Annotated in this window: 2 protein-coding genes; both read left to right on the forward strand. The window is 67.2% G+C overall.

Annotated elements, in window-relative coordinates; genetic code table 11:
• Positions 1-2,512 (forward strand): helicase-related protein (locus tag Q1V87_RS13320; RefSeq protein WP_300593792.1); only part of this gene is annotated, 2,512 nt, incomplete at its 5' end.
• The coding region (locus Q1V87_RS13325; RefSeq protein ID WP_300593795.1) for a DEAD/DEAH box helicase at positions 2,509-3,452 on the forward strand (944 nt) is incomplete at its 3' end. The genes Q1V87_RS13320 and Q1V87_RS13325, both read left to right, overlap by 4 nt.

Below are 3,452 nucleotides of genomic sequence, written 5' to 3' on the forward strand. Positions count from 1 at the left end.
GAAGGCCACGGGCTTCCGGTTGCGCTCGTCGGCCATCGTGCTCCGTGCCGGCGATGGAGAGCATGGCGCTGCGGATCCTGTCCGTCGCCGATTCCAGAACGAGCAGAAGCCTCGGGTCGTCGAGTACTTCCGTGATCTGTACCGGGACCACAGTCGCGACCTCGCAGGTTTGCGCGCTGCCGAGCACACCGCCCAAGTACCCGCCGATATCCGAATGGAGCGCGAGAAGGCGTTCACGGATGCCGAGCTGCCACTGCTCTTCTGCTCGCCCACGATGGAGCTCGGCGTGGACATCGCCGAGCTGAATGCAGTGGGCATGAGGAACGTGCCTCCAACCCCGGCGAACTATGCCCAGCGGAGCGGACGCGCCGGTCGCTCCGGTCAGCCGGCGATCGTCATGACCTATTGCGCGACGGGCAACGCGCACGACACCTACTACTTCGACCGGTCCGACCTGATGGTGGCGGGGCAAGTGATGCCTCCCCGCCTCGATCTGGCCAACGAGGACCTCGTGCGCTCGCATGTCCAGGCGATCTGGCTCTCTGAGGTGCTGGCCGTCAGCGCCAAGGGTCTCGGCAGCAGCATGAAAGACGTGCTCGTCCTCGACGACGTCGAACATCGCTACCCGGTCGCGCCCTCGCTCCGCTCCAAGCTTGAGGACGGCGGGGCGGCATCCCGCGCTACCCGATCGGCATCGAACGTTCTCGAGCCCCTGCGCGATGTGCTTCAGACGGCAAGCTGGTGGTCAGACGGGTGGGTCGCTTCCGTCGTGGGCGGCGCCGCGAGCGCATTCGACCGAGCATGCGACCGGTGGCGCGACCTCTACGCCTCGGCCCGCGCCGAGCAGCAGGCTGCCTTCGAGCAGACCAAGAACATCTCAGCGACCAAGCGCGACCGCGATGACGCCGAGCGCCGACAGCGAGAAGCGCGTCAGCGTATCGACCTGCTGCTGAACGACGCGGGGGACTCCGGGTACAACCAGTCCGACTTCTACACGTACCGATACCTGGCCTCCGAGGGGTTCCTTCCCGGATACTCCTTCCCCCGGCTCCCGCTCGCGGCCTTCATCCCCGGCTGGGGAAACCGACCGAGCAGCTGGCTCCAGCGCCCGCGCTTCCTCGCGATCTCGGAGTTCGGCCCTCAGTCGCTGATCTATCACGAGGGCGCTCGCTACCAGGTCACCCGCATCAGCCTTCCCCGGGAAGGCGGCGAGGCCGGCGGCGATGTCACCCTCACGACCGCCAAGATCTGCGAGTCCTGTGGCACCCATCACCTCGACACTCAGAACGTCGATGTCTGTGTGAGCTGCGAGACTCCGCTTCCGGCCGAGTGGAAGAACCTCCTTCAGCTGCAGACGGTGCTGACTCGGCGCCGTGAGCGCATCAGCGCCGATGAAGAAGAGCGCAACCGGGTTGGCTATGAGCTCCGCACGACCTACCGCTTCGTTCCGCGCGCCGGCCACCCCGGCAAGGCGACGGCGACGGCCGCAACGGATACCGACGACGAAGTGCTCGACGTCATCTACGGCGACTCGGCTGACGTGCGCATCACGAATCTCGGCCGCCGCACTCGGAAGGATGCCGATCGTCACGGCTTCTGGCTCGACACGGTGAAGGGGCGGTGGCTCAGCGAGAAGGACGCCGCGCAGACGGATGCCCAGACCGAGGAGACTGACGACGACGCACCGCTTCCCGACGACGTCAAGACGAAGGCGTTCGTAACGCCCTACGTCGAAGACCGCCGCAACATCGCTGTGCTCCGTTGGGCGGCAGCTGTCGACGAGGCGCAGGCCGTGACCGCTCGCTACGCGCTTGAGCGAGGTATCGAGGCACGATTCCAGCTCGAAGACTCCGAGCTGATGAGTGAGCAGCTGCCGGACGCCGAAGAGCGTGGCCGTCTCCTGCTGACCGAAGCGGCCGAGGGTGGCGCCGGTGTGCTCCGCCGGCTCCAGTCCGACGCGACGGCGCTGTCGGATGCCGCGAGGGAGTCGCTGCGAATCATCCATGTGGACCCCGACACGGGCATTGATCTCGAAGGTGCGTGCGGCGCGGGGTGCTATCGATGCCTGCTGTCGTACTCCAACCAGATGGATCACGAGCGGATCGACCGTCGCGTCGTTGTTCCCCTGCTTCTGCAGCTCTCCCGTGCCACGGTTCGACCGGACGACACCACGCCCGCCGCTCCACCCGCCGCGCCGACGGGCAGTGGCCCGTCCGAAGTGGCGACCGCGGTCCCGGTTCCCGAGGCGGAGCGCGCCGCAGCATTCCTCAGCCACCTCGAGCGCCGCGGTGTGCGGCTTCCGTCGCGGGGTGAGGATGAGGTGGGCGGGATGCTCGTCGACTTCGTCTACGACAGTCCGTTGGCAGTCGTCGTCGTCCACGACGATATGGTCCAAGTGGACGCGAGCGACCTCGCGTTCGACGGCTACCAGGTCGTTACGGTCGGCCGCGACAGAGACTTCGACGACGTGATCCGTGAGCACCCCAGCGTGTTCGGAGAGGCAGTGCAGTGACCGCGACCGACTTCGCCATCGGATCCCTCGTGACGGCGCGAGGCCGCGACTGGGTCGTGCTCCCCGAGTCCGACCCTGACTTTCTCGTCGCCAAGCCGCTCGGCGGTTCGGACGCCGAGATCACCGGGCTTATCCCCGCAGTCGAGGAAGTGACCTCTGCGACGTTCCCCCCGCCGTCGCCCGCCGACCGCGGCGACGACCGAAGCGGACGGATGCTGCGCGAAGCTCTGCGCATCGGATTCCGATCGTCGGGGGGCCCTTTTCGGTCGCTCGCGAGCCTCAACGTTGACCCGCGCCCGTACCAGCTTGTGCCACTGCTCCTTGGTCTCCGTCAGGAGACTGTGCGACTGCTGATCGCGGATGACGTCGGTATCGGAAAGACGGTCGAGGCGGGGCTCGTCGCCAGCGAACTGCTCGCCCAGGGCACGGTGCAGCGCCTTGCGGTCCTCTGCCCGCCGAGCCTCGCCGAACAGTGGCGTAGGGAGCTCTCCGAGAAGTTCGGTCTCGACGCGCAGCTCGTGCTCCCCTCGACCATCACACGGCTGGAGCGCGCGCTCGCCGTCGGCGAGGAGCTCTTCACCCGTTACCCCGTTACGGTCGTCTCCCTCGACTTCATCAAGTCCGAGCGGCACCGTTACGAGTTCCAGCGCACCGCGCCCGAGTTGATCATCGTCGATGAGGCCCACACGGTCGCTGCCGACGACAGCGGCACCGGGTCGGCGGGCCGCACGCAGCGGTACAACCTGATCCGCTCGCTCGCCGACGACAAGACTCGTCACCTGATTCTCACCACGGCCACCCCTCACAGTGGCAACGACGGCGCCTTCCGCAACCTCATCGGCCTCCTCGATGACGACCTCAAGACGATCGATCTGTCGAGCGACAGCGGCAGACGCCTGCTCGCCCGCTACATGGTGCAGAGGCGCCGCGGCGACATCCG

The organism is Microbacterium sp., from assembly GCF_030149085.1.
In the GTDB taxonomy this organism is placed as follows: domain Bacteria; phylum Actinomycetota; class Actinomycetes; order Actinomycetales; family Microbacteriaceae; genus Microbacterium.